The sequence below is a fragment of the Comamonas sp. genome (assembly GCF_036643215.1).
GTDB lineage: Bacteria > Pseudomonadota > Gammaproteobacteria > Burkholderiales > Burkholderiaceae_C > Comamonas.
On the sequence record NZ_JAVXSJ010000064.1, the window covers coordinates 1 to 6,348 of the forward strand.

Sequence of the window (6,348 nt, forward strand, 5' to 3'; positions counted from 1 at the left end):
TGCAGGTCGATGAGCGAGGCCAGCGTGGCGTAGTCGCCCGTGAGCGATGCTGCGCCTTCGCGCATCCACAGGCTGCCTTCGCGCACCTGGGGAATCCAGTGGCTCATCCAGCGCACATAGTCGCCGCTTTGTAGCTCGCGGGTGCGAATGCGGCGCAGCAGCGGCGTGCGCCAGACATTGCTGCGGTAGTCCTGCCAGATACTGGCCAGCTCGGTCAGCAGCGGGGCCAGCTGCTGCGGTGCGGTCGCCGGGTCGTGCGGCGCGGCGATAGTGGAGACATCGGGCAGGGCATCGTTGGCAATCGTTTCAGAGGCGGCGATTTTATGAGGGAAATTGGCCTGTAGCGCTTGATTGACGGGCGTATTCAGCTCTACTTCCCATAGCATGTAGCCGGCAGTGAAGCGGCCTGACTCGGGGATGAAGCAGAGCACGGTGTCGCCCGCTTTCAGGCGCTTGCCTTCCTTCTGCAAAAACTCCGACATCATGATGAAGATGGAGGCCGCGCCCGTGTTGCCACGCCAAGCCAGATTGCTCCACCAGCGCTCACGCGGAATGCTGAGCTGGGCTTTTCCCAGCAGATCATCGACGACGGGGATGAAGCGCTCTGACGAGTAGTGGCACAGAAAGTGGTCAATGCCGCGCTCGGGCACCCAGCCTTTGTGGGCGAGGTCGGCGTATTCGTGAATGCAGACGTCAAACAGGTGCGGCAGCAGGCGAATGTCCTGGCGAAGAGAGAGTGCACCAGCTGCTTCGGCATCGCCCCAGGCGGGAAAGTCCAGGTGGCTTTTGCTGCGATCTGGCGTTAAGCCTAGCTGCATGCAGACGGGGTAGTCGCCGGCAAAACTGCGTTGGTGCGTCCACTTCAACTTCAAGCGCAGGCCATTGGCCTGCGGCAGAGCCTTGGGGCCGCCCAGCAACACCGCGCCTGCGCCATCCGATAGCATCCAGCGCAGAAAGTGGGCGTCAAAGTCGGTGTTGTAATCCTGCGCTGCGAAGCGCGAGCGCTTGAACAGGCGCGATGGCATCTCGCTGGCCACAGACAGCGCCAGTGAATGGGCACCGCTTTCCACCGCCATGGCAGCGGCCTGCATGGCCCCTACGCTGGCGGCGCATACGCCGTGCACAGATAAGGTCTCCATGGGGGGCGCAGCCATCTCGCCTTGAATCATGCTGGCAAAGCCGGGCATCAGCGCATCGCCGCCCGATGAGCCGCTGGAGAGGTAGCCCACATCCGCGAGTGTCTTGCCAGCCAGCGCCAGTGTTTCTGTAATGGCGCCTGCTGCCATCTGCGTGTTGCTGAAGACGGTCTGGCCAGCGCCATCGATGGCGTAGTAGCGCTGCTGAATGCCGTTTTCCGCCAAGATGCGTTGCTTGATGCGACCGGAGATACGGTTCAGTGGCGCGACATATGCATCCATGCCAGCGTTATCCACCGGAGAGCCAGGCAGGAACATGCCGGCAGATTGAAGATAGACGTTTGAATAGGCAACAGGCATAGATCCTCGACAGGTTTTACTTCACAGCGTCTGGCGGCATTTGCGGCTGGGTTCTTGCCGCAGGCCAGATCAGACCCAATACAAACACGCGTCCCATATAGGGCAGCAGGCCACCCTCGTTCAATGCGGGCGTAACTCGCTGGCGGTAAATGCGCTCATGCAGCGTGGTCAGATCAGACCAGTGGGCATGCGGGCATTCATGGTGCGCGGTGTGCAGGCCAATATTAAAAAGCAGGGGGTTGACCAGCCCCTCAAAGTTGCGGGCGTAGTTCAGCTCGATACCCGGAGTATTGCGCTGCGCTCTGGACAGCGGCCTGCCATCGGCATGGGCGTGCTGCAGGTAGTTGGTGGCCAGCAGCCAGTGCAGACCATGTAACTGGGGGACGATGATAAAGATCAGCGCCTTTTGCCAGTCCAGCCAAAGAAAGAATCCCCAGCTACCCAGCCACAGCGCGTACTGCCCCATGCAATAGCGGAATGCGCCGGGCCAGCGAAGGCGCAGATTGTTCAGCCAGCGAAAGAACATGGGGTACAGCACCACAGCCGCCTGCACGGGATGGATGAGGTAGCCCCAGAGGTGATTGGTATCACCGCCAAAATCAGGCCGGTAGGTGCGCACCAGATCGCGCGGGCCGTGGCGAAAGCGGTGGTGGTTGGCCACATGGGCGGGCCAGAACACAAAGGTGGGGTGGCCTTGCAGCAGCGTCAGCCAGTAGTCGGTGGCGCGGTTCGTCCAGCGGCCCCACCACATGCGCACATGGGTGTGGTTGTGGTGAATGACGCCCACGCCAAGCGTTAAGAACAGCTCAATGCCGTAGAGGATGAGGTTGAAGCCATGCGACCACTGCCACCAGACGATCAGCGGCAGGATGCCCATGTAGAACACGGACTGCCAGTCGCGCCAGTGGCGCAGAGTGGGACGCAGGCGCTGGCCGGGGTGTTGGCTCATTCAGCGGCAGGTGCGCGGGTGTAGGCGGTCTTGACCTTGGTGCCCATGATCTGATCCATGAAGGGCAGCGCAAAGCCATAGTTGCCTGCAGGCCGTGAATGGTGCAGGTGGTGGCGACGGCTGGCCGCCAGAGGGTGCGTGTCAGGCACTTTTGGGAAAAAGTCGTAGTTGGAGTGACCGATGAGATTGAGGATCAGACTCAGCACCGGCACTGACGCCAGCGACCAGAAGTAGAAGTCATGCACAACCATGGGCAGCAAAATGATGTTGCCCAGCATCAGCGCCTCAATCGGGTGAAAGCTGTAGGTGGACCACGGCGTTGTCACCACGGAGCGATGGTGGTCGCCGTGATAGCGCACCAGCTTGCGGGTATGCAGCAGACGGTGGTTGATCCAGAAGTGCACATCGTTCCAGATCAGCAGCACGGCAATCTCCAGTGCAATGCGACCTGCACTGGCGTCGGGTGTCAGGTGTGCCCAGCCCAGTTGCAAAAAGCCCCAGGGCACGATCATGCCGAGGCCGAAGACCAGAATCGAATGAAACGACTGGCGCCATTCGCGCCCCAACTGATCGGGCTTGAGCGGGCGTGTGTCTAGCACCTGACCGACGCCAAGTCGAGAAAGCCCGGCAGTCAGCGTGCTCATGAGCAGGCCGCCTAGCAGATAAATACCAGCGAAAAAAAACAGCCCCAACAGCATGACTTGCCAAGCGTTGAGTTGCGTGAACCAGGTACCAGCGTCCATGAAGGCTCCGTAAACAGCGGGGCAGCTTGATAAAAAAATGCGCCCGATGGCATAGCGTAAACGCATGCCTGTCGAGCGCATGATAGCTGACGAGGTAGTCGCTCTATTTGATACCGAGCGGAGCTTTACCAGAGACACTCAGCAAAAACCAAGCGTTTAAAACTGGCATGCCAGCGCCTCAAGGGAGCGCTTATTGTGAAGTGATGTGCTGATCGCGAATGATGGCGCCCAGTGCCTTCACATCCTGCTGAATGCGGTTCTGCAGACCTTCAGGCGAGCTGCCCACAGCTTGCCAGCCTTGCATGGAAAGCTTCTGGCGCATTTCAGGTGTTCGCACAATTTCGCTGACGGCGGCGGCCAGCTTTTCGACGTGAGCCTTGGGCATGGACTTGGGCGCGGCGACGGCGTTCCAGATCTCCAGATCAAAGTTGTTGACGCCCAGATCCTTCAGGCTGGGCAGGCCGGGAGCCAGCGGGCTGCGGGCAGCAGAAGTCACACCAATGCCGTGCAGCTTGCCTGCCTGAATCTGCGCCATGGCCAGAGCCGGGGGGAGCATGGACAGCTTCAGATCACCGCCCTGAATGGCATTGAAGACCTGAGGGTAGCCGGTATAGGGCACATGCACGGCCTTGATGGCAGAGCGGCTCTTGAGCAGCTCCATGCCCAGATGGCCTACGGTACCCACGCCGGGGGAGCCGTAGCTCCACTTGTCGCCCGCTTTGGCTGCGGCTTCCATGAAGGCTTTGCCTTGTGGTGCCGATGCGGGGGCCACCAGCACCAGCGGGGCCACGCCAATCAGGCTTACGGGCTGCAGGTCTTTGATGGGGTCGTAGCGCACAGCGGGGTTGAGCATCTTGGCGATGGTCATATTGCCGTTGATCATCACGCTGAAGGTGTAGCCGTCAGCCTTGGCCACGTATTCACCAGCAATATTGCCGCCAGCGCCTACGCGGTTTTCCACGATCACCGTCTGGCCCAACTTCTTTTCCAGTGGTTCGGCCAGTGCTCGGGCTGTGAGGTCAGGGGAAGAGCCGGCGGGGAAGCCCACAATCAGGTGCAGGGGCTTGTCGGGCCAGTTGTCGGCGGCCATGGCGGCGGGAGCCAGCGTTGCGGCCATCAGTGCTGAACCGGCGGCGACCAGGCTGCGGCGAGACAGATTCTTCAAAGTGCGTGCGTGCATGGCAGGTCTCTTATGTCTTGTTGGTATGAAGATCGGCGCAGATGCCTGTGACACCGACGCCAGAAATGAAAAACCCGGAAATTATCCGGGTTTAAGGTTCAGCATTTCAGCCTTTTCAAGGGCTTTGGCGCAAGTTGGTGTTTACGCAAACTCTGCCAGCGCTTTTTTCATCTTTTTCATGGCGGCGACTTCAATCTGGCGAATGCGCTCGGCGCTCACGCCATATTCGGCAGCCAGCTCATGCAGCGTCATGCCACCAGAGCCATCGTCGTTCACCTGCAACCAGCGCTGCTCAACGATACGGCGGCTGCGGTCGTCCAGACCTTCCAGTGCCAGAGCCAGGCCATCGGTTGCCAGGTGGTCACGCTGGCGCGACTCGATCATGGCGGTAGGCTCATGGTTGGCGTCGGCCAGATAGGCGATGGGGCCATAGGCCTGCTCGCCATCATCGCTGGGCGAAGGATCCAGCAGCACGTCGCCACCCGACAGACGGGTTTCCATCTCCATGACTTCTTCGCGCTTGACGTTGAGCTTGGCCGCTACGGTGTCAATCTCGTGCGAAGTCAGGGTGTCGCGCATCATGGGCTCGTCATCCGCCATGGCAGCGTCAGACTTGAGATCGTTCTTCATCGAGCGCAGGTTGAAGAACAGCTTGCGCTGAGCCTTGGTCGTCGCGACCTTGACCATGCGCCAGTTCTTCAAGATGTACTCGTGGATCTCGGCCTTGATCCAGTGCATGGCGTAGCTGACCAGACGCACGCCCTGATCGGGATCGAAGCGTTTGACAGCCTTCATCAGACCCACGTTACCTTCCTGAATCAGGTCGCCATGAGGCAGGCCATAACCCAGATACTGGCGCGAGATAGACACGACCAGACGCAGGTGGGACATCACCAGACGCCCGGCGGCGTCCAGATCATTGTTTTCTTTGAGCTTGCGTGCGTATGCCTGCTCTTCCTCAGGGGTGAGCATGGGCAGACGGTTGGCGGCCGAGATATAGGCATCGAGGTTGCCCAGCGGAGGTACCAGCGCCCAGGGGTTAGCGGGTGCCAAGGCTGTAGCAATGGAGCCGGAGGCAGTTGTCATTGCGGGTTTCCTTTCTTCCATAATCTTCATATTAGCACTCCGTTAGAGGGAGTGCTAAGGACAAAGTTCCCGAACCTTTTGCAGGCTCGGTGAATTGGGTCAACTGCTTGAGCAGGCCATTCCCGCTGTCGATTCTTCTTGAGTTTTGTACTTTTCTCACTGAGTTTTGTACTTTTGGGTGTTGATTGAAAATTCATAAGCAATTGATTTATCTAATTAAATTTCGTTTATTTTGGGTTTTTTATTGCATTGGCTGATTGTTTTTAAAGCAAATCTCGTTAAAAAATCTGTAAATTCTTAACGTGTTACTTAGTTGTTTTTGCCTGCTCTATCCCGTGAGTGCGCGCATGTGCTCATCCCTTGGGGCTGGAGATGTGCATCATTCGTTCTACGTATCTCAGTAAGCGCGACTTTTGTTTTGCAATGGGCGACTGATTAGGTTTGGGGATATCCTGGCACTCCCGTGCGCTTATCAAATAGCTCAGGCGTTCGGAAAATTCTCGACGCTTTATTTGCGCAAATAGGTCCCAGAATTTCTTAGTAGTTGTGGCCTGATGCTAGCTAGGGATGGTGCTCGGCCAGAGGCTGTCGTCCGACGGAGGGCGCAAGCCGCAGGTTCAGGCTGAATCCAGCCATCACGTACTTGCTGTCGAAAGGCAGCTTCAGGCTGGTTGCAGCCGCTGAGCTTTGGCAAGCTTGCGACCGCTGCCGCCAAGACCAGACGTTGACCCGCTATCCGGTCAGATGTCCGCAATGAGCCTCAAACCGGAAATTTGCTGGTTCGCAGTACCCCGGACAGCCTGAGCGGCAGCTCTCGCAAGCTGCGAACAGGTGCTGACGACCCGTTGTAGTCATCCGTACCGCGTCAGCCGATGTCAGCTGTGCAGCGATTGC

General features: G+C 58.7%; 5 protein-coding genes. All 5 read right to left on the minus strand.

Features of this window, described 5'->3' with window-relative positions; genetic code table 11:
- Positions 1-1,496, minus strand: a 1,496-nt coding sequence (locus RSF91_RS19355; protein WP_332569937.1) for a beta-ketoacyl-ACP synthase III, incomplete at its 3' end; no start/stop codon positions are given.
- A gap of 16 nt (positions 1,497-1,512) precedes the next feature.
- Complete coding sequence (locus RSF91_RS19360) at positions 1,513-2,445, minus strand: fatty acid desaturase (RefSeq protein ID WP_332569938.1); 933 nt, start codon at positions 2,443-2,445, stop codon at positions 1,513-1,515.
- Positions 2,442-3,188: a sterol desaturase family protein gene (locus RSF91_RS19365; protein WP_332569939.1), complete on the minus strand. Its 747-nt coding sequence runs from the start codon at positions 3,186-3,188 to the stop codon at positions 2,442-2,444. Before RSF91_RS19365 ends, RSF91_RS19360 begins: the two co-directional genes overlap by 4 nt.
- A gap of 190 nt (positions 3,189-3,378) precedes the next feature.
- Positions 3,379-4,368: a Bug family tripartite tricarboxylate transporter substrate binding protein gene (locus RSF91_RS19370; RefSeq protein ID WP_332569940.1), complete on the minus strand. Its 990-nt coding sequence runs from the start codon at positions 4,366-4,368 to the stop codon at positions 3,379-3,381.
- 141 nt (positions 4,369-4,509) lie between these two features.
- Entirely contained in the window at positions 4,510-5,454 is a 945-nt protein-coding gene (gene rpoH / locus RSF91_RS19375) for an RNA polymerase sigma factor RpoH (protein ID WP_099735829.1), read from the minus strand.
- Positions 5,455-6,348 lie beyond the last annotated feature (894 nt).

What these genes read in the sequence shown, in the direction of transcription:
- RSF91_RS19360 (WP_332569938.1), bottom strand. Translation starts at nt 2,445, where the DNA reads ATGAGCCAACACCCCGGCCAGCGCCTGCGTCCCACTCTGCGCCACTGG.
- RSF91_RS19365 (WP_332569939.1), bottom strand. Translation starts at nt 3,188, where the DNA reads ATGGACGCTGGTACCTGGTTCACGCAACTCAACGCTTGGCAAGTCATG.
- RSF91_RS19370 (WP_332569940.1), bottom strand. Translation starts at nt 4,368, where the DNA reads ATGCACGCACGCACTTTGAAGAATCTGTCTCGCCGCAGCCTGGTCGCC.
- rpoH (WP_099735829.1), bottom strand. Translation starts at nt 5,454, where the DNA reads ATGACAACTGCCTCCGGCTCCATTGCTACAGCCTTGGCACCCGCTAAC.